The sequence below is a fragment of the Marinobacter sp. LV10R520-4 genome, assembly GCF_002563815.1.
Lineage (GTDB): Bacteria > Pseudomonadota > Gammaproteobacteria > Pseudomonadales > Oleiphilaceae > Marinobacter.
Genome location: NZ_PDJM01000001.1, coordinates 966,945 through 990,092 on the forward strand (window position 1 = coordinate 966,945; position 23,148 = coordinate 990,092).

Sequence of the window (23,148 nt, forward strand, 5' to 3'; positions counted from 1 at the left end):
TATTTACTTTAGCGGGCTTACAGGGTGTCTATGTCGGGCAATTCGCAAAAATCACGTTTAAAAGACCTCATCGCGCGAGGCAAGGAACAAGGTTACCTGACTTACGCCGAGGTGAACGATCACCTTCCGGAAGACATCGCTGACCCGGACCAGGTCGAAGACATCATTCGCATGATCAACGACATGGGCATTCAGGTATCTGAAGTTGCACCAGACGCTGACACGTTGATTATGACCGATGGTGATACAACCGCCGATGAAGCGGCAGCTGCCGAGGCCGCAGCGGCTCTGGCCGCGGTAGAGTCCGACGCCGGGCGCACCACCGACCCGGTGCGAATGTACATGCGCGAGATGGGTACCGTTGAACTGCTGACCCGCGAAGGCGAAATTGTTATCGCCAAGCGTATCGAAGAAGGCATTCGCGACGTGATGGCGGCGGTTGCGCACTTTCCCGGCACCACCGGTACCGTAATCCAAGGCTACGATCGCATTGTCGAGAATGAAGGCCGGTTGAGCGATATTGTTGCCGGTTTTCTGGATCCGGATGACGCAGAGCCGTTCATGCCAGAAGAGCCTGCCCCGGCACCATCTGCCAGCACCGAAGAAGCAGACAGCGACGACGATGCGGATGATGCTGAAGAAGAAACCGAGAGCGGTCCAGATCCCGAAGAGACCCGCCTGCGCTTTGACCTGCTAAAAGAAAAACTGGCAGTCGCCAATGAGCTTTTGGAACAGCACGGCCGCAGCGACAAGCGCACCCAAAAAGCCCTGAACGAGCTGGGTGCGGTGTTTGCCCCGTTCAAGCTAGGCAACAAAGCGTTTGATGGACTGGTGAACGTTGTTCGTTCCACCAACGACATGATCCGTCAGAATGAGCGCACCATCATGCGCATCTGCATTCGCGAAAGTAAGATGGATCGTAAAGAATTTATCAAATCGTTCCCCGGCAACGAGATCAACTTAGAATGGGCTGAAAAAATCGCTCGCAGCAAGAAGCCCTATGCTTCTGCAATTTCTGAGCGCCTGGACGAAATTGTGCGCTTACAAAAGCGCATCAAAAACGTACAGCTGGATGTAAATTTAGACGTTGCCGACATCAAGGAAATCAACCGCCGGGTATCCATTGGCGAAGCCAAGGCCCGCCGCGCCAAGAAAGAAATGGTAGAGGCGAACCTGCGCTTGGTGATTTCTATTGCCAAAAAATACACCAACCGCGGCCTTCAATTTCTCGATCTGATTCAGGAAGGCAACATCGGCCTTATGAAAGCGGTCGACAAATTTGAATATCGCCGTGGCTACAAGTTCTCAACCTACGCTACCTGGTGGATTCGTCAGGCCATTACCCGTTCCATCGCGGATCAGGCCCGCACCATCCGTATTCCAGTGCATATGATTGAAACCATCAACAAGCTGAACCGCATTTCGCGCCAGATGTTGCAGGAAATGGGCCGCGAGCCCACGCCGGAAGAGCTGGGCGAGCGTATGGAAATGCCGGAAGACAAGATTCGCAAAGTACTAAAAATCGCCAAAGAGCCGATCTCCATGGAAACCCCAATTGGCGACGACGAAGACAGCCATCTGGGCGATTTCATTGAAGACATCCAAGCATTGTCGCCGGTAGATTCTGCCACAGCCGAAGGCCTCCGCGAAGCCACCCGCTCGGTGTTGGCCGGCTTAACCGCCCGCGAATCAAAAGTACTGCGCATGCGCTTTGGTATCGAAATGAACACCGACCACACGTTGGAAGAGGTGGGCAAACAATTTGATGTTACCCGCGAGCGGATTCGTCAAATTGAAGCCAAAGCCCTGCGTAAACTGCGTCATCCATCGCGTTCGGACCATTTGCGCGGCTTTATCGACGATCAAGGCAACACTTAAGCGTCACAACACTGGCGAGCGCCTGCTCTCATCGCTATAATGGCGCTCGCTTTTGTTTGTACTTCGCAAACAGAAGCATCGGAATACCCCGCGTTACGGGCCTTTAGCTCAGTTGGTTAGAGCAGTCGACTCATAATCCTTTGGTCAGGGGTTGGAAAGTGAAGAGAAAAGATACACAATACAATCGCTTACCACGTGTAATCGAAATGCAACTGCCACTCCATGTAAGCGGCTTGTAAGCAACACAGGGTACACCCCTAGAGTTTCGGGCCCATAGCTCAGTTGGTTAGAGCACTCGACTCATAATCGATTGGTCGGTGGTTCAAGTCCACCTGGGCCCACCATACAAAGCCTCAAACCATAAGGTTTCGGGATGTGTTCTCAAAATTAGCGAAACTGAGTTTGCCGAATACATTCGCATAGACAGAGGCACCTCAGTAAATTTCAACAGAAAAACTACTACACATTTTTTTTGCAGTGGCTACACTGTGTGTGTGGGTGGCATAGCCCCCTTCAAGGAGGTTCATATGAAAGCTGCTAAGAAAGAATTAAAAAACAATAGCATAGTGACCAAAGTCACACGCTCAGTCAGCTTTAGTTCAGACCGTCTTTCAAACAGAAAAATCGTTTCGAAGGATCGCGAGCGTTATATTAAGCGACTATCGACACAGGCGCTTTCAGCTGTAAGTGCCTAAGATAAAAAGGAAGGCACTGCCTGCGCCCCTTCACTGGGGCGTTTTCGTTTCTAGGGGTATGACAGTTGAGTAAAAAGTGGGTTTTTAATTCTCTTGTTGAAGATGATAAGGATGCAATAGGTCTAGTTGCATACGCTCTCTATAAACACAAAAAGCATACTTTAGCCACCAACTTAAGATCTCAAGGCAAAGAGGAGGGCAGCATCCAGCAACAAGTGGACACCTTTCACGACCAAACTCTTCAAAATAACAGTCTTGATGATTACAGGGAAAAAGCGACAAATTATCTTAATAGCCTCTTCTTGGAAATAGAGAACGAAGAGCGGGAAAAGTTTGCGCGAGAAAGGGCCAAAATCGAGAAGCAGCACCAATCTTCCTTCAAAAAAGAAAAAGCCAAAATTCTCAAGAACATGAGGGAATATCAAAGCTCTCACAAGTCATGGTTTGAGAAGCTTGGTAACTGGTTGATTTCCGGCATCCCCGGCATAGTGTCGTCCTTTCTTGTGACCAGCTTAATCCTTGGCGCCTCCATGCTTTTAGTCAATGAAAGCAAACGCCAAGAAGTCTTCGCTGAACTTGCGGTCGAATACCTTGGCATTTCCGCACAAGTCAACGATAGTACTGGCAATAAAAAGCTCAGATAAATAGCCATAAATTCATATGGCGCAAACCCACATCGACACCTTGGAAGTTGTGGTTATCGACTCGCCACCAGTTCCAGCTTCGGTAGGTCGCCATAATCCGGCGCTTCATCCTTGACCACATTGTCTTTCAGTATCCCCTGCATCCGACTTGCCAGCGCTCCCCATTCGTCCACCTGCACCAATCGCGGGAACATGGCGGCGGGGCGGTTCTCCCCGCGCTGTTGCTCAAGCGCGCCTAAACGCTTGAGAGTAGTTGCGGAAATTCGTGCTTTCACGACACTGCATCCGCTGGGGTTTCATTCGCGGCCGCTCGCCTCATTAGCAAGTGTCCATCCGGAAACCAGTGATTTCCAGCACCATCTCTGATCGTATTTTATACAGTCGTGTGGTGGTCAATCTACCATTAACTGCAGCGGGCGGCATCTCGTTCTGGGGCCATCGTTTTGGCCATTCTGCAGACGGCCGAAGGCCGTGCCACTCATTCTGGCGTGATATGTCTCTTGTTCAGCTGTGTTCAGTTCAAGTCTGAAGCAGTCGTGCCAGCAACAGCAGGTTTCTTGATACCACCGCAGACCAGACGTACGATCTGAAGTGCTCAAGTCCTTTCCAGGTGCAACGGGACAGACCATAAGCCCGCTTCAGACAGGAGATGTTGCCCTCGATGCCGGCACGGAAGTTCCTGAGCTTGCGATACACCCAGGAGCTCTTGACCATCTCACTGACCTTGAGTCCCTTCTTCTTGTGGAAGGCCACGTCTTTGGTGCCCAGCGCCTTGGCCGCCGCCAGGTTCTCCTGGCTGGCATAGCCGCCATCCGTGGCGACCTGGCGCGGTGGACGTCCGTAGATCGTTGTCTGCCGCGCCATCATCGGCAGGAAACGGGCGGTATCAGCCGGGTTGCCTGACTCGATCACCACATCAAGCACGAGCCCACTGCGGCCAGTGGTGAGATTCAGCTTGTGACCGAACGCGACGTCTCTGGCGCCTTTGATGATGATGTCGGTATGCGGCTCGAACAGGCTGAAGACCTTCTTATCCGCCGGCACGGTCTCGCCCTGGAATACCCGCCGCTGCGTCTGATCCATCACCGCTGCGCCCAGAGCTTCGAGCCCGCATACAGCGACCATAAAGCCCGCCAGCGTTGAACGCCCGAGACCATCAATTTGATGGCCTCGGGAAACCTGCAAAAACGGTGAGGATATTTACGCCTTATGTGTTTCTGAGGCCCGGCAACCTGCGGCAAATGCGGCAAGCTCACATGTACCGGCTAGGGGATCGCCGTCACCGCACTGGCGGGGGGGGGAGTGTAAAACCTCAAGGTCTGGCTTTTGGTCGACCGCCTCCCTTAGGTTTACTTTTTTACACACGAAATAAGAAATGTTTTTGAGCCACCTGTTAATGTTCCCGTATAGTCTGTTGAGTACCCGTGGTAGCATCGCAAAGTTGGGGGTACTTATGGGGGTACTTTCAAGAAAGCGAAATACAATAGCTTTTAATAACAGATGGTTACGGACTGAGTTCAAGAGAAGCAAGGCCCACCACCCGTATATCTGTCAAAGCTTGAAGCACCTCCAAAGCCCGCAAACATATCGTCAACACGGAGCATTTCATGGAAAGCTGGCAAGAATGGCTGCTAATTGCATTTGGCTTGGGCGCTATTGTCCTTCTGGCACTTTTTATATATCGCCAACGCGATGCATTAAGCGCTGATCAGCGACGCAGTGAAAAGGCGAGCGAGTTTGCGCGCAAGCGGCGGGAATCGATGATTGAAAGTATCCGTATTCTGGCACAGGCGGTAGAGGCGGATCAGGTGGAGTATTCTGAGGCCTGCTTGCGCATCAAAGGCCTGCTGGATCATGTGGAGCCAACACTGCTGCAAAAATCGCCGTTTGCCGTTTTTCAGCAGGTACACGACAAGTTACAACATATGCCTACCCATCAGGCCCGTCTGGCAACGGAGCCAAAGTTTGTCAACAAGATGGACAAAGAACGCTATGCCATTGAACAGGGCCACGCTGACGAAATTCGCCGCGCAGCCACGGCCATTCGGGTGCATGTGTTCAGCGAGGGTGCGCGCTAGCAGGGCGTCAACATGCTGGCCATTTCCAGCACGTTATCGCGATTGGCGACCAGCCGATCGAAACGTTCATTTACCCGCTTCGCATCCAGCCCTAGCTGTCGGTATATTCTTGGGGTGATAGGCTGACCCACTCCCAGCTCTACTCCGCGTTCAGTAAGCAGCTGCCGTGCCAGCCAAAGCACCTGGCTATAGATTTGATGCTCACCCGCAGCATCAGGGTTTTTATGCTGACGAATGGCGCTGGTGACCTCTTCCGGCATGCTCCAGTTTTCCATCAGTTGCGCTGTAATCTGCCCGCCGGTAATACCCAGCAAGTGGCGCTCGACGATGGACGAATCCAGGCCCGGATTCACCTCTTGCGCGCGGCAGAGCAGGCTGAAATGGGGCGGGAACACATGAGCCAGCACCAGAGTGCCGAAATTGTGCAGCAAGCCAGCCAGATAAGCCAAACCGAAAACAGGGCGCTGAGCGCCGGTTATCAGGCTGGCCAGCAGCCCTGCACCGTGAGCCAGCCAAGCGGCCTGCTGCCAGTAATCCAGATAGCCGCGAATGCCGTGTGCCGGCGGGCGCAGCACCCGGCCTAGCGATAGCCCCATTGCCAGGTTCATCACCATATCAAATCCCAACACACGGGATATGGCATCGTGCACCGAGTTTACCCGGCCGGGAGCCGCATAAAACGACGACGATGCCCAGCTGATGACTTGCGCTGCAAGGCTGGGGTCGCTCTCCACAATGTCTACCAGATCAGCCAATACAGAATTGGGATCTGTGCGCAGGCGTATAATACGGCGGGCCGTTTCCGGAAGCGGCGGCAGCTCCAGCGTGTCTTCCAGGCGTTGACGTATCCGCAAACTGGTAAAGCGCTTGATGGCAAAATGAACCTGATCACGATCATTTCCGTGGTCTGCTACAGCCTCGGCCAGGGGCGCGACAGCAACTGCGCAGCCCAGGCGATCGGCCTCCCCGCACAGATTTATAAAATCATTAGCGGGCATAACCATGGCCACGTGAGGATCTTGCAGTACCAGAGCCACTGCAGAGCACGCATCTACCGCCGAATCGATAACCGTGTGCCAGCCCGTCAGCGCCGGCAGTGCAGGCAGCTCAGCCAATCCCAGCCGGCCGCACAGCCTTTGCTGTTCGGCCGGCGGCAACAGTGCGTAACTGTAGCCCAGCTGCGTGTTCAGCGTTTCAAGATCCAGCAAGTCACAGCTGCGGTAAATGACCTGAAGCTTGTGGCAGCCGTCGCTAAGCAGCACCATTCGCAGCAGTTGATCCGGGTCAGCTTTATCGACATCCCGCAATGCAATGCTGGTTGCGCACTCGCCAAGAGCCTGGCGAACCGTAGCCGGAACTTCCATTGGACATAACCTCGTGTTGATCGTTCTTCAGTTATTACAGTAGCCCACCTGAGGACAACAACGTTGCCATTCGTCAAATGCAGATGAGGTTTAAACTTCGCCGTAGCGGGTTTTTTCACCCAACCAGCGCCGCACCAGGCCCTGCACCGCGGCTTTATTGCCCATAAGTCGCGGAGCTATTTCACGAACGATTTCGATCCAGTGCTGATCACGCTCGAAATCCGCCAGCCTGAACTGCATCATGCCGGTCTGACGAGTACCTAAAACCTCGCCAGGGCCACGAAGTTCAAGGTCTTTTTCCGCAATTACAAAACCGTCCTGGCTATCGCGCAAAGCCTGCAGCCGCGCTTTACTGTTCAGCGATAGCGGTGGGTGGTACATCAGCACGCAGTAACTGGCCTGTTCGCCACGCCCCACACGGCCCCGCAACTGGTGCAGCTGGGCCAGACCGAGGCGTTCAGGATTTTCAATAATGATCAGCGACGCGTTGGGCACATCCACCCCCACCTCTATTACGGTGGTAGCCACCAGAAGGTCTAGTGCACCACTTTTGAATTGCGCCATTACCTCGGCTTTTTCCTGACTTTTCAATCGCCCGTGAACCAATCCGATGCGCAGGTTTGGCAGGCGTTCGGCGAGCTCAGTCGCACTTACTTCTGCCGCCTGACACTGTAACACCTCGGATTCTTCAATCAGTGTGCACACCCAATACGCCTGCCGCCCGGCCTGACAGGCATTGCGTACCCGCTCTACCACATCGTCACGGCGACCGTCAGGCACAACAATGGTTTCGATGGGTTTGCGCCCCGGTGGCAGCTCGTCAATGACCGAGGTGTCCAGGTCGGCATAGGCGCTCATGGCCAGTGTACGCGGAATGGGCGTGGCAGTCATAATCAGCTGGTGGGGCGCCAGCGCGCCACCAGCGCCTTTTTCCCGCAATGCCAGGCGTTGATGCACGCCAAAGCGGTGCTGCTCGTCAATAATCACCAGCGCCAGACGGTCGAATGCCACATCGTTCTGGAACAGCGCATGGGTGCCAATAGCGATACCGGCGGCACCGCTTGCTACAGCTTCCAGGGCTTGCTGGCGCGCCTTGCCTTTCACTTTGCCCGACAGCCAGGTGAGCTGGATACCCAGCGGCGCAAGCCAGGTGCAAAAATTCTGGTAGTGCTGCTCCGCCAGAATCTCAGTGGGCGCCATCAAGGCCACTTGAGTACCCGCCGCAATGGCCTGCAAGGCCGCCAGCGCTGCGACCACGGTTTTGCCTGAGCCCACATCGCCTTGCACCAAACGCAGCATAGGCAGGGGTTGGGTAAGGTCCTGGCGGATTTCCTGCAACACCTGGCGTTGAGCGCCGGTTAGGCGAAACGGTAAAGAATCCAGAAAGCGCTCGCTTAAATCGCCCCGGGGCAGCAACGGTAGCGCCTGGCGCGTCTGAATTTGTTCGCGCACCTGCAATAAGCTTAGCTGATGCGCCAGCAGCTCTTCCATCACCAACCGCTGCTGGGCCGGATGGCGCCCTTCCAGCAATTGCGCCACCGAAGCGCTAGCGGGTGGTGAATGCACCAGCTCTACCGCGGCGGTGATGGCCGGTAACTGATAATCCGCCAGCACCCAGGGCGGCAGCCAGTCGTAAATGGGGTAACGCTTCAAATACGCCACCGCCTGCTGGCACAAAGCCCGCACCCGGGGCTGCTGAATACCCTCGGTAAGTGGGTATACCGGGGTTAATGTGGCGCTGCCTTCATCCGCCATGGGCGTCGGATTGGTCTGGTATTCGGGGTGATACAGCTCGTAGCCCGAACGGCCCGCCCGCACTTCGCCAAAACAACGCACCTGGGTGCCTTCGGCAAGCTGGTTTTTCTGGGCCGCGTTAAAATGGAAAAAGCGCAGGCTGACAAAGCCGCTGTGGTCTTTGAGGGTGACCTGCAAGCTGCGGCGCCTGCCCATCACAATGTCGGTTTTCATGACCTCACCTTCCACCACCGCCACGTCGCCAATGCGCAGGCTGCCCATGGCTGTAATGCGGGTGCGATCTTCATAGCGGTGAGGCAAGTGAAACAGTAAATCCTGAAGCGAGGCGATACCCAGCTTGCCCAGCCTTTCTGCGAGCGCGTTGCCCACGCCCTTAAGCTGAGTGACCGGTATATCGTCCAGTGCCATCATAGCCGGCCTAGCCCTTAGCCGCTGCTGGCTTGGCTGCACTGGCTTTTGCCACAACCCGGCACTGGCTCGCCGCCAGCGACAGCACGTCAATGGCTTTGGGCCGCGGGAAAGTTACCCTCCAAGCCAGAGCTACGGTCCGAAATGGCACTGGCGCAGCAAATGGCCGTACCGCCAGCACGCCTTCGTGATAGTGCATGCCGGTGGCCGCTGACAGCGGCACAACGGTCACGCCCAAGCCCGAGGCTACCATGTGGCGAATGGTTTCCAGCGAGCTGCCTTCGGTCACCAGCGTGGGGCCATTGCCTTCGCTGCGTCGGGTAACGGTCGCAACCAAAGGCGGAAACGATTCAAGTACCTGGTCACGGAAGCAGTGCCCCGGCCCCAACAACAGCAGCTGTTCTTGCGCCAGCTGCTCCGCGGTAATTTCATCGCAGGCGGTCAGCGGATGATCTGCCGGCAGTAGCACCACAAAGGGTTCGTCATAAAGCGGCAGGGTAACCACTTCGGCTTCTGCAAACGGCAACGCCACAATGATCGCGTCCAATTCTGAATGGCGCAGTTTCTGGCGCAAACTCGCGGTGTAGTTTTCTTCTATATACAACGACATATCTGGCGCCGCGCGCCGCAGCTCCGGCAGTAAATGCGGGAACAGGTAGGGACCTATGGTGTAAATGGCTCCGACCTTTAGCGGAGAACTAAGCTGGTTTTTGCCATCCTGCGCCATGTCCTTAATCACACCCACCTGATCCAGCACCCGCTGCGCCTGCTCGACAATGCGCAGTCCGCTTTCGGTGACCCGAATGTTACTTTTACTGCGCTCAAACAATGGGATACCCAACTCTACTTCAAGCTTTCGTACCGCCACGCTGAGGGTGGGCTGACTGACGTGACAGCGCTCCGCAGCACGGCCAAAATGCCTTTCACGGGCAAGCGTAACAACGTATCGTAACTCGGTAAGAGTCATGGCAGGCTCCGGTGCTGAACAGCGTTCAGTGTCTGATTTATCTATGGTTCAAAGCATAAGGATTGAAATTGTCTATGGCAATCGCTGAAAGCCTGAAAAACCAACGAATTTTGCTGGCCGGGTGCGGCAACCTGGGGGGCGCCATTGCCACCCGGCTACTGCAATCCGGGGCCGAAGTGTTTGGCCTGCGCCGCAGAACAGATCAACTGCCCCAAGGTATCACGCCGGTAGCCGCGGATTTGACCCAGCCCGCGACCCTGAAAAACACACTTCCACCGCGGCTGGACCAGGTTATTTATTGCCTGACGCCGTCGGATTATACCGAACAGGGCTACCACGCGGCTTATGTGACAGCCCTGGAAAACCTGCTGGTTGAATTAAAGGGACAGACGCCAAGCCGGTTGTTCTTTGTCAGTAGCACCGGGGTTTACGGGCAAGACGATAACGGCTGGGTGGATGAGAGGAGCCCTACGCAGCCGAGCGGGTTCAGCGGGCAGCAGGTGTTGCTGGGAGAGCAGACCGCGTTGGCCAGCAGTGTTGCCGCCACAGTAGTCAGGTTCAGCGGCATTTATGGCCCGTCGCGCCAAGGTTTTTTGCAAGCGGTGATCAATGGGCGACTGAAACCGCCGGCCCACTCACATTACAGCAACCGAATTCACGAGCAGGACGCCGCTCGGGCTATCGTGCACTTAAGCACCATGGCAGCGGCCAGTGAAACTCTGCAGTCCTGCTACCTGGCCAGCGACTGCGAGCCGGCAAGGCTGGATCAAGTGGTGCAATGGATTCGCCAGCATACGGATTGCGTAGCGCCAGCCGACGACGCCCGTGATGGTGGCCGGGCGGGTAGCAAACTGTGCAGTAACCGGCGTCTGTTGAAAACCGGTTTTCAATTCCGGTACCCGGACTTCCGCGCCGGATACCGTGAACTAACTGATCAGCGCAAAGGCGCTTAGGTCAGCACCATCACCGCTTCCATTTCGATGGGTACGTCTTTTGGCAGCGCGGCAACGGCCATAGCTGCGCGGGCCGGGTAAGGCTTTTGAAAGTAAGTGGCCATAATTTCGTTCACAACCGCGAAATTGGCCAGATCGATCATATAAATGTTCAGCTTTACGATATCCTGCAATGAGCCACCGGATGCCACACAAACTGCCTTCAGGTTGTCGAATACCTGACGGGTGTTTGCTGCAAAATCGCCCTGTACCAGCTCCATGGTTTCTGGCACCAGCGGAATCTGGCCAGAAATGTACACGGTATCACCGGCCTTTACGGCCTGAGAGTAAGGCCCGATTGCTTGCGGTGCATTTTGGGTTTCAATAATCGATTTGTTGGTCATGGTTGTTTATATCCCTGTTGTTAACAAATAAAAATCCTCACCCGCCATAACGCCGGGTGTTAAATCTAACAGACCCACGATAGCAGAGAACTACGATGGCAGAGTCTTATGTGCCTTTAGTAGCGAACCCGGCTGATGTGGGTAACCGCCCGAATATTGCGTACCCGTCGCATTACTCGCGCCAAATGGTGGCGGCCGGTTACGTGTACCACCAGGCTGACAACGCCAAAACGGGCGTTTTGATCTTCCACGTTAATGCGTTCGATATTGCCGTCGGCCATAGCGACGGCGCTGGCCATTTCCGCAATAATGCCACGCTGACGCTCCATTTCCACCCGCAACTCCACTGAAAACTGGTCGGTAATGTCCTTGGCCCATTTCAGATCGGTCAGCATGGCCCTGCCCTGCTCGTTGTCTGGCAGATGGGAGCAGGTGTCTGAGTGAATCACCATGCCGTTACCCGAGTCCATGATGCCCACAATCGGGTCACCAGGAATGGGCTTGCAGCAACTGGCAAATTTCAGCAGCAGGCCATCTGAGCCACAAATCGTCACCGGGCCCTGGCGCCCGCTTTCCTGAAGCGCGGCTGCCGCCGGGGCATCACCTTCAGCTTCGGGCGCGCCCACCACCAACTGGCGCGCCACCAGAAACGCCATGCGATTGCCCAAACCAATTTCGCTAACCAGGTCCTCAAAGCTGTTGACCTGATTGTGAGCCACAACCCGCTGCTTCTGAGCGTCAGTGATATCACCAAGACGCGTGCTAAAACCTTTCAGGGAACGCTTAAGCAGCGTCTGACCCAGCTCCAGAGACTCCGCATGTTTGTCGCTTTTCACCACATGGCGAATACTGCCACGGGCCTTGCCGGTTACCACAAAGTTGAGCCAGGCGGGGTTCGGCCTCGCGCCGGGCGCGGTGATAATTTCCACCGTCTGCCCGCTTTGTAAAGGCTGGCTTAGGGAGCCCAGATTGCGGTTAATGCGGCAGGCCACGGTAGCGTTGCCAATATCGGTATGGATGGCATAGGCAAAATCCACCGGCGTGGCACCGCCGGGCAGCTCCATAATTTTACCACGGGGCGTAAATACGTAAATTTCGTCAGGGAACAGGTCTTCTTTAACGCTCTCAATAAATTCCAGCGAGTCATCAGCGCGCTCACGCATCTCCATCAGGCCTTTCACCCAGCGATCTACCCGAGTCTGGTTCACGCTGGTGCCGTTAGACGGCTCATTCTTGTAAAGCCAGTGAGCGGCAATGCCGTTGTTCGCGATGTTCTCCATTTCTTCCGTGCGAATCTGAACTTCGATATTCACGTGCATACCAAACAAGGTGGTGTGCAGCGACTGGTAACCGTTCACCTTGGGCATGGCAATGTAATCTTTGAAACGCCCCGGCATGGGCTTGTACAAGCTGTGCACGGCACCCAGGATTCGATAGCAATCGTCTTCGTTGTCGGTAATGATGCGGAACGCGTATACATCCATAATTTCATGGAAAGATTTCTGCTTGAACTTCATCTTGTTATAAATGCTGTTCAAGTGTTTTTCGCGCCCTAAAATCCGGCCGGGCATGCCCCGCTCTTCCAGCTTTTCGTGCAGACGGCCACGAATTTCATCAATGATTTCCCGATGGCTGCCGCGCAGCTTGGTCACCGCTTTGGAAATGAATTTCGAACGCATGGGGTACATGGTCGAGAACCCGAGGTCTTCCAGCTCCGTCGAAATGCTGTGCATACCCAGGCGATTGGCAATAGGTGCGTAAATATCCAATGTTTCAGTGGCGATGCGTTTGCGCTTTTCATAGGGCATGGGGCCCAGCGTGCGCATGTTGTGCAGGCGGTCCGCCAGCTTGACCAGAATTACGCGAATATCGCGGGCCATGGCCAGGGTCATTTTCTGGAAATTTTCGGCCTGGGCTTCGGCGCGGGTGCGAAATTCAATCTGGGTCAGCTTACTGACGCCATCTACCAGTTCGGCGACATCTTCACCAAACTGGTCAGCGAGCGCATCTTTGGGTATGCCGGTGTCTTCAATCACATCGTGTAGCATGGCCGCCATCAGGCTTTGATGATCCAGCCGCATTTCAGCAAGAATGCGGGCGACGGCCAAGGGATGGGTTATGTAGCGGTCACCACTCTTGCGCATTTGGCCTTCGTGGGCCTGTTCCGCAAAATAGTAGGCTCGGCGCACCTGATTGATGCGATTGGTGTCCAGATAGCTGCTCAGCTCTCTGGTTAACATGTCTACCGCTGCTTCTGATGACACCGCGCCCTCACCTGTTTATGAAACCCGGAAACAAAAAAACCCGAATGCATGCATTCGGGTCCTTCCTTAGTCCTTAAAGCACGCTGCTATCTTGACACTATAAAACCGTGTGGACAGATTTCAATGCCTTATTGCTAATCGTCTAAATCTTCGGTCAGCAATGAACGGCTGACCAAACCCGCAGCAATTTCACGCAGCGCGATTACAGTCGGCTTGTCATTTTCTGGTGGCACCATGGGCTCCGCACCTTTGGTGGCAATCTGGCGCGCGCGCTTGGTAGCCAGCATCACCAGCTGAAAGCGGTTATCAACGTGTTCAAGACAATCTTCAACGGTAACTCGTGCCATGATTTCCCCGACAAATAAAATGACTGATTTTGCAGACCAGCCAGTGTACTGCCAGACGGTCAATTTGTATACCGTAAAAGTCCTTACTCTTGCCGCCCGCGATGGTTGCAAAGCCCGGCCAAAAGCGCAGCGTGACGCTGCTGCTGTACATTCATACGCAAACGCTGGCCGCGCACGATGGCCAGCAAATCCGCCAAGGCATGGTCGAAGTCATCATTAACAACAAGGTAATCAAACTCGACGGCGTGGCTACACTCATCTTCCGCCTCCGCCAAGCGCCGTTCAACTACTTCCGCGCTGTCGGTGCCACGACCAACCAGGCGCCCCCGCAGTGTTTCAGCAGACGGAGGCACGATAAACACACTCACACAGCCTGGCTGCAAACGTCGAACCTGCTGGGCTCCCTGCCAGTCAATTTCCAGAACTACATCGCGGCCCGCCGCCAGAGTCTGGCGCACCCATACCTGTGATGTGCCGTAATAGTTGCCGAACACGTCGGCGTGTTCCAGGAAATCGCCGCGGCCAATCATAAGCTCGAATTCGCTGCGGCTGACAAAATGGTAGTTTACGCCATCCTGTTCACCGCTGCGTATTGCGCGGGTAGCGTGTGAGACAGACACCCCAAGCTTTGCATCGTGCTTCAGCATTTGTGCCACAAGGCTGGTTTTACCGGCCCCGGAGGGGGCAGAAATAATAAACAGGGTGCCCTGCTCTCCGGCATGACTCATGCAAATAACTCCCCAATCTTGAATGGTGGCCCGTAAACAGAACCGTTAAAGCAAAAATTATACGGCGTTTGACCTGGCACCGCACCCCAGCGCACCCCTACTGTTACTATTGGCGCAATCGATTCACCTTGCCGTCACCATGTGGAGACTCTGCCATGAAAAAACTCCTGATTGTTATGGACCCACACGACAGACATCAGCATGCCTTGGGCCGCGGCATAGAACTGGCCCGCGCCACCGGTGCCAGCCTGGAAATCGTGGCGTTTGTGCACGAGTTTCTGGAGGCTTTGCCCGACAAAACTGAGGTTCGTGAACGCGCCAGGGACTCATTGCTGAAAATGCGCCAGACCTGGCTTGAACGCATGCTAGCCATGGCCAACTGCAAAGACCTTAAAACCAGCACGCTCACGGTCTGGGAAAAGCACATACATCAGTGGCTGATTGCGCGGTGTAGCGAACAACAGGTGGATGCCGTACTGAAAACCGGCAATCGCTCCGAAACATTTCTTTATACACCCACCGACTGGCACCTGATTCGCGAATGCCCGGCGGCGGTGATGCTGGTGGCAGCCGCAAAATGGCACCAGGCTCGGCCAATTCTGGTCGCCGTGGACTTAAACTCTACCAACCCGGTGAAACAGGCCCTGAACCACCGCCTGATTGAACGCGGGTATCATCTGGCCAAAGCCCTGGGCGCCGAACTGCATCTGGTGCACGCCTTGCATACGCCCACCCTGCTGGCCGAACTGGACATGATTCACCCGGCAAGGCTGCACCAGGAACAATACAAGGCACTGCTCCCGAAGGTGGAGCACCTGTGCAATACCTGGCACTTGAAACCAGAGCAGGTGCACCTGGTGGCCGGGCTGGCGCAGGAAGTGATACCGCGCGTAGCCAGTGAGATAAAAGCCGACATGGTGGTAATTGGCACCACCGGTAAAACCGGCCTGCGGGCACGAGTTATTGGCAACACCGCAGAAAAAGTGCTGACCGCCCTGAAAACCGACCTGCTGGCACTGAAACCCGTTGAGGCAAAAAGTTGAACTGGCGAATTTCCTGCTGAGGCCATGGCACAACAAAAATCTGCACCGAAAGGAAACACCATGACAAAGCCACTCAATTCTCTGAAAGTTCTGGATTTCAGTACACTGCTGCCGGGGCCCTTCGCCACCATGATGCTCGCGGATCTTGGCGCAGAGGTACTCACGGTTCAAGCCCCGGATCGCGTTGATTTGGTTCGCACCATGCCGCCCTTCGACGGCGATCTGGCCACCGGGTATTCCCTGTTAAACCGCGGTAAAAAGTCGTTAAAGCTAAACCTGAAAGATCCGTCTGCGGTGGCCTTGGTAAAAACACTGGTTGGCGATTACGACATTGTGGTGGAGCAGTTCCGGCCCGGTGTGATGAACCGCCTCGGGCTCGATTATGAAACCTTGCGCGCAATCAACCCCGGTCTTATTTACTGCGCCATTACCGGCTACGGCCAAACCGGGCCATACAGAAATCGCGCTGGCCACGACATCAATTATCTTTCGCTGTCAGGAGTGGCCAGTCATTGCGGTCGCAAAGCCGGCGGGCCGCCACCGCTGGGCGTTCAAATTGCCGATATTGCGGGGGGTTCCCACCACGCCGTGATGGGCATACTGGCGGCCGTCATTCATCGCCAGCAAACTGGACAGGGTGTTTTTATTGACATAAGTATGACCGATGCAGCGTTTGCGCTGAACGCCATGACCGGCGCCGCAGCCATTGCCGGCGGCGTTGATCAGAAGCCGGAGCAGACACTGCTTAACGGTGGCAGCTTTTATGACTACTACCAGACCAGTGACAACCGCTGGCTGTCGATTGGCAGCCTGGAACCCCAGTTTTCAAAACGTCTGTTCGACACACTGGAACTGCCCCACCTGGCCGCGTTGGCACAAAGCCCGAAATCCGAAGATCAGCAACTGCTTAAAGTGGCGCTCAAAGCCAGGATTTTCAAACACACCCTGGCCCACTGGCAAACACTTTTTCAGCCCCAGGACGCCTGCGTAGAGCCGGTACTCAGCATTACAGAGGCCGCAAATCACCCACAGATAAAGGCTCGCGGGCTGGTGCGCGATGTTGACCGCGGAGATGGCGTTATGCAGAAACAGATCGGGAGCCCGATTCGATTCGTATCGAGCACAGAAGAAAAATTCGACTCACAATAGTGGCAAGGCGCCATGCACCCAGAGCAATCGTTCGTTAATGTAGTTTGGTTCAAACGCGATCTCAGGCTGACAGATCACGCTCCCCTGTATGCGGCCTGCAAGACAGGGTTACCTATTATTTTGCTGTATGTGGTAGAGCCCTCACAGAGGCAGAACCCTCACCTTAGCCAGCGCCATTGGCGCTTTGTTATTGAGTCGATAAGCGATATGAACAGCCAGCTCACACGTGCTGGTTGCGAGGCTAGCGTTACGCTGGCGCTCGGCGAATGCACTGAAATCCTGGAACAACTGCAACGGCACCACCGCATTCACACGCTGTTCAGCCACGAAGAAACCGGCGATGCCAGCACCTTTGAACGCGACCAACAGGTTGCAAAGTGGTGCCAGCAGCAGGGCTTCAACTGGCAGGAGTTCGCGACCGGCGCGGTGATTCGCGGGGCGTTCAATCGCGATGGTTGGGACCATCACTGGCAGCAAGTGATGGGCGCGCCGCAGCAACACGCGGACCTGCGGCAACTCCGCGTTATACATCCGCACGCCCTTACCGACTGGCAACCGTCCAACGAATGGTTGCTCCCGGATCCGCAATTTCAAACCGGCGGCGAAACCGCAGCACATCAGTGGATGGATAGTTTTTTCAACGCTAGAGGCCGGCTTTATAGTGGCTCTGTGTCAAGCCCCATCTCCAGCCGCACCTATTGTTCGCGGCTTTCACCCTACCTGGCTTTTGGCAATATCAGCCTGCGCCAAGCCTATCAGCAGTATCGCGCCAGCCGACAAAATCCGGGCTGGGACCGCTCACTGCGAGCTTTTGCCTCGCGCCTGCACTGGCACTGCCATTTCATTCAGAAATTTGAAAGCGAATGTGCCATGGAGCAGCGGCCGGTGAATCACGGATACCTGACCTACCCCTACCGCACAGACGACGGCGTGAACACCGATCTGGCAGCCTGGCAAGATGGCCGCACCGGCTACCCGCTGGTAGACGCCTGTATGCGCTGCCTGCACGCCACCGGCTACATCAACTTCCGCATGCGCGCCATGCTGGTGAGTTTTCTATGCCATTTGCTGAATATCGACTGGCAGCGGGGCGTGCACCATCTGGCGCGGATGTTCCTGGATTACGAACCGGGTATTCACTACTCGCAATTTCAAATGCAGGCGAGCGTGACCGGTATCAACACCATCCGGATTTATAACCCGGTATTGCAGTCACAGGAGCAAGACCCACAGGGCACGTTTATCCGCCAGTGGGTGCCGGAGTTGGCCGAACTGCCAGACACCCTGTTGCACAAGCCGTGGCTTCTGACGCCGATGGAAGAACAGATGTTTGATTTGCAGATTGGCCAGCATTACCCGGCGCCATTGTTCGAACTGGCGCCTGCTTACGCAGCAGCGCGGGATCGCCTTTGGGAATGGCGGAGCCGGCCGGAAGTAAAGCAGGAAGGCGAGCGCATATTACAACGCCACGTAAACGCACCAGGCAGCAACAACTTTCACCAAAGACGACGCTGATGACCGCCAAAAAACCACTACCACAAAAAACCTGCCCTACCTGTGGCCGACCCTTCAGTTGGCGCAAAAAGTGGCAAAACTGCTGGGATGAAGTGGTGCACTGCTCGGAGCGCTGCCGGCGCAATCGTAATCGTAATCGCGCAAGTGACGGCGACAGGGCGGAATTACGCAAGCCTCGGTGAGTGAACCGGGACAGATTTAAAATCTGTCCCGGCTTTAATCCGGCGGATCTGCCCGCCCGGTACTGGTGGTGTTTACCCGGAACCAGCCAGCAATAGCATAACGGTCGCGTTTGGCCGGGAGAACTTCGTGGGGGAATTCTTCACTAAGGAAGGCAACCAAAGTGCCCATGCTGGGCGTTACTTTAAGTACGCTCTGGCTCTGTTCACCGTGATGACTCCGTTCACCGTGATGACTCTGATCGCCGTGATAAAGCGCCAACTCGCCGCCATCGTCCGGCATCCAGTCCGGGTTAAGGTACAGCACCACCGACAACATCCGGTTTGACTGCCCTTTGAAAGCATCCAGATGCTTCTTGTAGAAATCACCCGGCGCGTAGTGCGAAAAATGACTTTCAAAGGAGAATAAACCGAGAAACAAACGGCGATTAAGATACTGCTGCAACTCAGCGGCCCAGTTCAGCCAGTCCTCGCCCGCAGGCGTATCGCGCTCTATCCAGCTTATGGCGTCGCTGCGTATAAAATTATTGACCGTGTGGGCTTGCTGCCTTCCAACACCGGCGGGATCAAACTGGTGGCCGGGCATAGTACGCAGCTGTTGCCAAAGCCCGCTCAGCAGGTTTGTGGGCAGGGCATTAGGTTTGATGCTGTAGCCTTTCTCCAGCAAGTCTGCCGCAATAGCCTCAAAGACGTGCTGGCTATCGCCTGTGCCGCAGTCATCATTAAACCGAACCAGTGCACTCATACGTTCATTCTCCACTTTAATACACTGGTCCAGCGCTCTATTGCCTTGTGACTAAACGTATGGTTGTAGAACATCACTCTATGTTCTGCACCTTAAAATAGAATGGGCTGTAAATTTTATTTTGAATCAATAGGTTATTAAAAATAAAATAGTAATTTTTTTAAATTACTACCCAATATACTCCCCAGATAGAAGCGTGCTTGCAAAAAAATTTGTAACGGCAAATACTTCACTGAGGCAGCGTCAGCTTCGTCGTCTACCTCCTGCGTCACCATCAGAGCCCAAACAGCCTAGCTTCGATGCGAAACCAACATTCTGCTATACAGCATTCGACCGAGTTGTCGCTTCCTCTGCAGCCACTAGAAATTGCCAAGGACATCTCCCAGAGATTAGCATGCATTATTAGCCTTACTTGTCTATTTCGCTTTGAGGCTGCGGAATTAAATTTACAAGGGGCTCGACGCCAGATCCTAGAACCCCAATTTCCCAAACAAGCTTGTCGATTTCATCGATTCTTTCTTTGACAAGCTCCCAGTATTGACTGCTTCTGTGCACCTCCGCTTGTTCACTTTTGCTGGCCCCGCAGACTGCTTCACAATCACATCTAGCCATAACTTCTTGAACCATTCTTTTCGAAAGGATGCTGATTATTCCGTTGCGAACAGCTTCAGCATCCAGCTTCTTTTCCTTCAGTTTCTTTAAATTATTTTCAAGCTTTAAGACTTTTCCCCGAGACCGACTTTTTTCATATTTATTTCGCTTGTTGGCATTACGAATGATTTGCCGTATCGCCTGAGTTCTCGATTTCCCCCCGTCCTTGGAAATTTTATCAAGCCCTCTGATGACATCTTCAGGAAGCTGAAAACTAACTTGCTTACCACTACGCTCACGATATTTGCGCTGATGCCAAGCTCCTCGCATGCTTCGAATCAAGTCTCGTGAAAGATTATCATTAGCGACAACATTCCTGATTGCCGCGAGAAGCCTCTCTCCATCTGCCGGATAAGCTGGATGTTCATTTAATAAATCACTCCTCCCTTTTTTGTAAAGATAACTGGATATCCAGCGGATCTGCTCATCCACATCTGGTTCTATCCAAGAAACCAGAGCGTCTCCCTGCCCATTGAATGCATCCGATTTCATACGTCTACCCACATTTGCGTTACAAGTTAACTTCTGATTATACGAGCATTATCACTAGTATGATAACACTGTGATTTTAGCCAACAGATGGGGTTCATATCCGAGTTAAAATAAATTAAACCTGATAGAATCCTGCTGATGGAAATTAACCTGTTTTACTATCCAGATCTGAAATTAAGCCCTGAGGCACGCTGGTTATTGCTTCAGTGGTCAAATATCTCTGGTCTCGACCAAACAATTACATCCTCGCTTAAGGAGCTTCATCGCCAGCTTGGAATGTCACCACAACATGCGAGGCTGGCGCTCGATTTTTTGAAAGCAAATAACCAAGTCATCTATGAAACTGTCCGACATGGAAGGGGGCGCCCGGTATCAAGCCATCATGTCTCGCCAAAGTTTCGCCAACAGCTGGAAAAACTGGACGCACCTGTAACCGTCCACCGGCTCGAAATCGAATCGCTCTGCCACCAAGCAATCACAGATAGAGAATCACAAAGACAAAAGTCTCAGAATCGGATGAGCGGAGAGCAGCGAGCGAAGATGTTCGTTCCTGCCACGTATTGGCTATTAGCGGTTCTTCTGGCTCATGCAGAGACGCCAGGAATTGTCAGAGGCCTCAGCTATGGGCAACTCCGTGCAGTCACAGGAATGACAACGAAAAGGCTGAAAAGCCAATTGTCCAAGCTCAAGAAATTCGGTGTCATCGCGCGCCACGAAGCGGGGTTGCCGCGAATCAAAGAAGGGCTGCGAATGTGCTCCGTCTATATGCTCGACCTAGCGCACCCGCTTCTGCTGGGCGAAACCTCCATTGGCCTAAAAGTCATATTCAAATCCGTTGGAAAGCATGAAAATTTAAACTTCTTATCAGGCTTTTACGAAGCCGCAATAGTGGCGAGTGAATTGGGCAGAAACCCTGAAAAAATACGCGATAGGGTTGCAGAGAATCTTGCATCGGACGCCACCGAAAAAGACCTCGATGTTTTGCGGAGGCATCAACTCCTAAGGGAACGTTGCTACAGCGCCTATGATAATTTGCTTCTTGATGCTTGGTCTCTTCTTCCTCCGTGGAAGCTCTTAAAACCGGTAGCTGACGACCTCTTAAGAATGCACCGGTTGGGCATGGGGGCCATTTTCAAAGCCCACATACACAGCTATGCAATGATGTTGCTTTCCAACCACTGGAGTGTTTTCGAGCGTGAGTGGGGGGAGACCCACGATCCCGTCAACGCAGTGATGGCGGCTATTCAGAGGGACTGCAACTTCCTGGCAAAAGTTGATAGTGAAGAGTGCGAGCCCTGCTCCAATGGCCCATTATTCACGTTCATCTATGCATTGTCTCATCACGTGGCAGTTCAGCTATGGCGCTACTTAAAAAACATCGACCAACATTCTGAATGCGATTTTTCCACCGCGGCTTTCATCATAGAGCCGCTGTGCTCTGAAGGTGCCAAGAGCTGGAAATTGGAAGCCTATTTCCGCCTCTCCGACGGTGTTACATATTTAAGTGATCGCTTGCGTGTAGTCACCAGTGTCAGCCTTTCATTGCCAAAGGAGTTGGATATATTGGCAGGTGAGAAGCATGAATGATGTAAAGTAATACTCACCAGCTTCATCTCATGAACGAATAACAGGAGTTCATCATGAGCATGAAACTGATTCGCATTAAAGTCGTCATGGACCGCACCGGACTTGCTAGGTCTACGGTCTATAAATACATCAGTGAGGAAAAATTCCCGAAGCCCATCAAACTTGGCACCCGTGCCGTTGCCTGGGTAGAAAGCGAAATCGAAGCCTGGATACACGGTGCAATCGAGCAAAGGGACTGCGAAGCGATTTAACATGCGGAACGCGAAATTTATTTAATGTAATTGAAGAGTCGATATTCCACCACTGCCCCCCATTGAACACCAGTGTCCACGCGCATCGACGATACACAGATCATCGTTTGCGACCCTTGTTTAATTATTATTACCAATCACAACCCTCCAAGTGGGGAGGGGCACCAAGCCCCGCACCAAGCCACGCACCAAGCCCCGCACCTAACCCAGATACAACATAGCAATACCTACCTACCCATAAATCTTCTGAATCCAGCAAAGCGTTGGAGAATTCATCGTGCCTGAAACAATCGCCCATACCCTCCGGTTCATGGGCGCTCTCCTACATTATCGGAATGAAAAATGCCAAAGCGACACCCATCCAACCCCAACCTCCATCTCCACTCCTTAAACTCATTCTGCGGCATGCCCGTTCTGGCAGAGTCCTTACCAATGGTGACCGAGTACCTCGAGGCACTCCATGCCACGCTTCTGAATGCGATGAACCACTACCCTCGGGTATCGGCCATTCGTTTTGACCCAGTCATCCCTACCGCGATCAGTGACGGGATGACAGTGGAGAATCACAAGGAGCTGATCAAACGGTTCATTGCATCCCTTAGGGCCATCATCAAGCACGATCGTGAAACAAAGCGCCAATCTGGCTGGGCACCTGATAGCGAGGTGCGTTACGTCTGGTGTCGGGAGGTTGGCGCCAACGGCAAACCGCATTACCATTTCCTTCTGATACTCAACCGCGACGCTTACCACACGATCGGCAAGGCATGCTCGCCTAATGAAAATCTCTTCAATCGAATCTCCCGCGCTTGGAACAGTGGGTTAAACCAGGAGTGGAATAGGGCGCAGCCATGGATACATGTGCCAGAAAATCCGATGTATTGGATCGATAGGAGTGATGAGAACGGCCTTCATAGGGCGTTTCACCGTGCTTCTTACATGTGCAAGGCCGCTACCAAGCACTACGGCCATGGAATGCGGGCTTTTGGAACGAGTCGAAGCTGAGGGAGGGGAGCAAATACCGACATCAGTCTCAGGGAAGGGAATTACTAAACAGTTACCGAATACGACAAAA

Annotated in this window: 22 protein-coding genes, 1 tRNA gene and 1 pseudogene; 13 read left to right on the forward strand and 11 right to left on the reverse strand. The window is 53.9% G+C overall.

What is annotated here, in order from left to right; translation table 11 throughout:
- The first annotated feature begins 30 nt into the window (after window positions 1-30).
- The 4 genes from rpoD (at window position 31) to ATG98_RS21795 (ending at window position 3,217) form a co-directional block, all read left to right on the forward strand.
- Window positions 31-1,878 carry an RNA polymerase sigma factor RpoD gene (gene rpoD / locus ATG98_RS04590; RefSeq protein ID WP_098419688.1) on the forward strand — a complete coding sequence of 616 codons (1,848 nt, stop codon included), beginning with the start codon at window positions 31-33 and terminating at the stop codon, window positions 1,876-1,878.
- Window positions 1,879-2,145: 267 nt separating this feature from the next.
- Window positions 2,146-2,222 (forward strand) — tRNA-Ile (locus ATG98_RS04595).
- Window positions 2,223-2,405: 183 nt separating this feature from the next.
- The gene (locus ATG98_RS21790; protein ID WP_179888040.1) at window positions 2,406-2,573 is read left to right on the forward strand and encodes a hypothetical protein; all 168 of its coding nucleotides are present in this window, start codon (window positions 2,406-2,408) and stop codon (window positions 2,571-2,573) included.
- A gap of 65 nt (window positions 2,574-2,638) precedes the next feature.
- Complete coding sequence (locus ATG98_RS21795) at window positions 2,639-3,217, forward strand: hypothetical protein (protein WP_179888042.1); 579 nt, start codon at window positions 2,639-2,641, stop codon at window positions 3,215-3,217.
- A gap of 53 nt (window positions 3,218-3,270) precedes the next feature.
- Here the strand turns inward: ATG98_RS21795 and ATG98_RS04605 are convergent, their stop codons facing one another.
- Window positions 3,271-3,492 carry a hypothetical protein gene (locus tag ATG98_RS04605; RefSeq protein WP_098419689.1) on the reverse strand — a complete coding sequence of 74 codons (222 nt, stop codon included), beginning with the start codon at window positions 3,490-3,492 and terminating at the stop codon, window positions 3,271-3,273.
- Window positions 3,493-3,736: 244 nt separating this feature from the next.
- A pseudogene (locus ATG98_RS04610) lies at window positions 3,737-4,303 on the reverse strand (transposase); the annotation flags it as partial.
- Window positions 4,304-4,824: 521 nt separating this feature from the next.
- Between ATG98_RS04610 and ATG98_RS04615 the strand changes: the two are divergent.
- The gene (locus ATG98_RS04615) at window positions 4,825-5,295 is read left to right on the forward strand and encodes a DUF2489 domain-containing protein (RefSeq protein ID WP_098419690.1); all 471 of its coding nucleotides are present in this window, start codon (window positions 4,825-4,827) and stop codon (window positions 5,293-5,295) included.
- Here the strand turns inward: ATG98_RS04615 and ATG98_RS04620 are convergent.
- The 3 genes from ATG98_RS04620 to ATG98_RS04630 form a co-directional block, all read right to left on the reverse strand.
- Entirely contained in the window at window positions 5,292-6,659 is a 1,368-nt protein-coding gene (locus ATG98_RS04620) for an HDOD domain-containing protein (RefSeq protein ID WP_098419691.1), read from the reverse strand. The two genes, ATG98_RS04615 and ATG98_RS04620, sit on opposite strands and share 4 nt — an antisense overlap.
- Before the next feature lie 90 nt (window positions 6,660-6,749).
- Entirely contained in the window at window positions 6,750-8,825 is a 2,076-nt protein-coding gene (recG, locus tag ATG98_RS04625) for an ATP-dependent DNA helicase RecG (RefSeq protein ID WP_098419692.1), read from the reverse strand.
- A 7-nt stretch (window positions 8,826-8,832) separates the two neighbouring features.
- Window positions 8,833-9,789 carry a hydrogen peroxide-inducible genes activator gene (locus tag ATG98_RS04630; RefSeq protein ID WP_098419693.1) on the reverse strand — a complete coding sequence of 319 codons (957 nt, stop codon included), beginning with the start codon at window positions 9,787-9,789 and terminating at the stop codon, window positions 8,833-8,835.
- Between the two features lie 74 nt (window positions 9,790-9,863).
- Between ATG98_RS04630 and ATG98_RS04635 the strand changes: the two genes are divergently transcribed.
- Window positions 9,864-10,742: an NAD-dependent epimerase/dehydratase family protein gene (locus ATG98_RS04635; protein WP_098422234.1), complete on the forward strand. Its 879-nt coding sequence runs from the start codon at window positions 9,864-9,866 to the stop codon at window positions 10,740-10,742.
- Here the strand turns inward: ATG98_RS04635 and ATG98_RS04640 are convergent.
- The 4 genes from ATG98_RS04640 to gmk all read right to left on the reverse strand — a co-directional run bounded on the left by ATG98_RS04640 (window position 10,739) and on the right by gmk (window position 14,464).
- Window positions 10,739-11,125 carry a Rid family detoxifying hydrolase gene (locus ATG98_RS04640; protein ID WP_098422235.1) on the reverse strand — a complete coding sequence of 129 codons (387 nt, stop codon included), beginning with the start codon at window positions 11,123-11,125 and terminating at the stop codon, window positions 10,739-10,741. The genes ATG98_RS04635 and ATG98_RS04640 overlap by 4 nt on opposite strands.
- Before the next feature lie 116 nt (window positions 11,126-11,241).
- Entirely contained in the window at window positions 11,242-13,365 is a 2,124-nt protein-coding gene (locus tag ATG98_RS04645; protein WP_098419696.1) for a RelA/SpoT family protein, read from the reverse strand.
- Between the two features lie 158 nt (window positions 13,366-13,523).
- Window positions 13,524-13,736 carry a DNA-directed RNA polymerase subunit omega gene (rpoZ, locus tag ATG98_RS04650; RefSeq protein WP_026223933.1) on the reverse strand — a complete coding sequence of 71 codons (213 nt, stop codon included), beginning with the start codon at window positions 13,734-13,736 and terminating at the stop codon, window positions 13,524-13,526.
- 83 nt (window positions 13,737-13,819) lie between these two features.
- Window positions 13,820-14,464: a guanylate kinase gene (gene gmk / locus ATG98_RS04655; protein WP_098419697.1), complete on the reverse strand. Its 645-nt coding sequence runs from the start codon at window positions 14,462-14,464 to the stop codon at window positions 13,820-13,822.
- Window positions 14,465-14,619: 155 nt separating this feature from the next.
- Here gmk and ATG98_RS04660 point away from each other — a divergent pair, with 155 nt between their 5' ends.
- From ATG98_RS04660 to ATG98_RS04675, 4 genes are read left to right on the forward strand one after another with little or no spacing between them, the layout of a single operon-like run.
- Window positions 14,620-15,507 (forward strand): universal stress protein, encoded by an 888-nt coding sequence (locus ATG98_RS04660; protein WP_098422236.1) that lies wholly within the window; start codon window positions 14,620-14,622, stop codon window positions 15,505-15,507.
- A 60-nt stretch (window positions 15,508-15,567) separates the two neighbouring features.
- Window positions 15,568-16,656, forward strand: a complete 1,089-nt coding sequence (locus ATG98_RS04665) for a CaiB/BaiF CoA transferase family protein (protein ID WP_179888044.1) — start codon at window positions 15,568-15,570, stop codon at window positions 16,654-16,656.
- A gap of 12 nt (window positions 16,657-16,668) precedes the next feature.
- Window positions 16,669-18,171: a cryptochrome/deoxyribodipyrimidine photo-lyase family protein gene (locus tag ATG98_RS04670; RefSeq protein WP_098422237.1), complete on the forward strand. Its 1,503-nt coding sequence runs from the start codon at window positions 16,669-16,671 to the stop codon at window positions 18,169-18,171.
- A complete protein-coding gene (locus tag ATG98_RS04675; RefSeq protein WP_098422238.1) occupies window positions 18,171-18,353 on the forward strand; it encodes a DUF2256 domain-containing protein in 183 nt (60 codons plus the stop codon). Before ATG98_RS04670 ends, ATG98_RS04675 begins: the two co-directional genes overlap by 1 nt.
- Window positions 18,354-18,387: 34 nt before the next feature.
- Here the strand turns inward: ATG98_RS04675 and ATG98_RS04680 are convergent, their stop codons facing one another.
- Window positions 18,388-19,095, reverse strand: coding sequence for a 2OG-Fe(II) oxygenase (locus tag ATG98_RS04680; RefSeq protein ID WP_098422239.1), 708 nt, complete (start codon window positions 19,093-19,095; stop codon window positions 18,388-18,390).
- Window positions 19,096-19,503: 408 nt separating this feature from the next.
- The gene (locus ATG98_RS04685; protein ID WP_098422240.1) at window positions 19,504-20,238 is read right to left on the reverse strand and encodes a ribbon-helix-helix domain-containing protein; all 735 of its coding nucleotides are present in this window, start codon (window positions 20,236-20,238) and stop codon (window positions 19,504-19,506) included.
- 138 nt (window positions 20,239-20,376) lie between these two features.
- Between ATG98_RS04685 and ATG98_RS04690 the strand changes: the two genes are divergently transcribed.
- The 3 genes from ATG98_RS04690 to ATG98_RS04700 all read left to right on the forward strand — a co-directional run bounded on the left by ATG98_RS04690 (window position 20,377) and on the right by ATG98_RS04700 (window position 23,078).
- The gene (locus tag ATG98_RS04690) at window positions 20,377-21,825 is read left to right on the forward strand and encodes a hypothetical protein (protein ID WP_098422241.1); all 1,449 of its coding nucleotides are present in this window, start codon (window positions 20,377-20,379) and stop codon (window positions 21,823-21,825) included.
- Between the two features lie 59 nt (window positions 21,826-21,884).
- On the forward strand, window positions 21,885-22,076 hold the full coding sequence (locus ATG98_RS04695; RefSeq protein ID WP_098424373.1) for a helix-turn-helix transcriptional regulator: 192 nt from the start codon (window positions 21,885-21,887) through the stop codon (window positions 22,074-22,076).
- A gap of 432 nt (window positions 22,077-22,508) precedes the next feature.
- Complete coding sequence (locus tag ATG98_RS04700; RefSeq protein WP_179888046.1) at window positions 22,509-23,078, forward strand: inovirus Gp2 family protein; 570 nt, start codon at window positions 22,509-22,511, stop codon at window positions 23,076-23,078.
- Window positions 23,079-23,148 lie beyond the last annotated feature (70 nt).

Bases quoted from the DNA above. Each gene is read 5' to 3' on its own strand.
- rpoD (WP_098419688.1), top strand. From the start codon at position 31: ATGTCGGGCAATTCGCAAAAATCACGTTTAAAAGACCTCATCGCGCGA.
- ATG98_RS21790 (WP_179888040.1), top strand. From the start codon at position 2,406: ATGAAAGCTGCTAAGAAAGAATTAAAAAACAATAGCATAGTGACCAAA.
- ATG98_RS04615 (WP_098419690.1), top strand. From the start codon at position 4,825: ATGGAAAGCTGGCAAGAATGGCTGCTAATTGCATTTGGCTTGGGCGCT.
- ATG98_RS04620 (WP_098419691.1), bottom strand. From the start codon at position 6,659: ATGGAAGTTCCGGCTACGGTTCGCCAGGCTCTTGGCGAGTGCGCAACC.
- recG (WP_098419692.1), bottom strand. From the start codon at position 8,825: ATGATGGCACTGGACGATATACCGGTCACTCAGCTTAAGGGCGTGGGC.
- ATG98_RS04630 (WP_098419693.1), bottom strand. From the start codon at position 9,789: ATGACTCTTACCGAGTTACGATACGTTGTTACGCTTGCCCGTGAAAGG.
- ATG98_RS04635 (WP_098422234.1), top strand. From the start codon at position 9,864: ATGGCAATCGCTGAAAGCCTGAAAAACCAACGAATTTTGCTGGCCGGG.
- ATG98_RS04640 (WP_098422235.1), bottom strand. From the start codon at position 11,125: ATGACCAACAAATCGATTATTGAAACCCAAAATGCACCGCAAGCAATC.
- ATG98_RS04645 (WP_098419696.1), bottom strand. From the start codon at position 13,365: ATGTTAACCAGAGAGCTGAGCAGCTATCTGGACACCAATCGCATCAAT.
- rpoZ (WP_026223933.1), bottom strand. From the start codon at position 13,736: ATGGCACGAGTTACCGTTGAAGATTGTCTTGAACACGTTGATAACCGC.
- gmk (WP_098419697.1), bottom strand. From the start codon at position 14,464: ATGAGTCATGCCGGAGAGCAGGGCACCCTGTTTATTATTTCTGCCCCC.
- ATG98_RS04660 (WP_098422236.1), top strand. From the start codon at position 14,620: ATGAAAAAACTCCTGATTGTTATGGACCCACACGACAGACATCAGCAT.
- ATG98_RS04665 (WP_179888044.1), top strand. From the start codon at position 15,568: ATGACAAAGCCACTCAATTCTCTGAAAGTTCTGGATTTCAGTACACTG.
- ATG98_RS04670 (WP_098422237.1), top strand. From the start codon at position 16,669: ATGCACCCAGAGCAATCGTTCGTTAATGTAGTTTGGTTCAAACGCGAT.
- ATG98_RS04675 (WP_098422238.1), top strand. From the start codon at position 18,171: ATGACCGCCAAAAAACCACTACCACAAAAAACCTGCCCTACCTGTGGC.
- ATG98_RS04680 (WP_098422239.1), bottom strand. From the start codon at position 19,095: ATGAGTGCACTGGTTCGGTTTAATGATGACTGCGGCACAGGCGATAGC.
- ATG98_RS04685 (WP_098422240.1), bottom strand. From the start codon at position 20,238: ATGAAATCGGATGCATTCAATGGGCAGGGAGACGCTCTGGTTTCTTGG.
- ATG98_RS04690 (WP_098422241.1), top strand. From the start codon at position 20,377: ATGGAAATTAACCTGTTTTACTATCCAGATCTGAAATTAAGCCCTGAG.
- ATG98_RS04695 (WP_098424373.1), top strand. From the start codon at position 21,885: ATGAAACTGATTCGCATTAAAGTCGTCATGGACCGCACCGGACTTGCT.
- ATG98_RS04700 (WP_179888046.1), top strand. From the start codon at position 22,509: ATGGTGACCGAGTACCTCGAGGCACTCCATGCCACGCTTCTGAATGCG.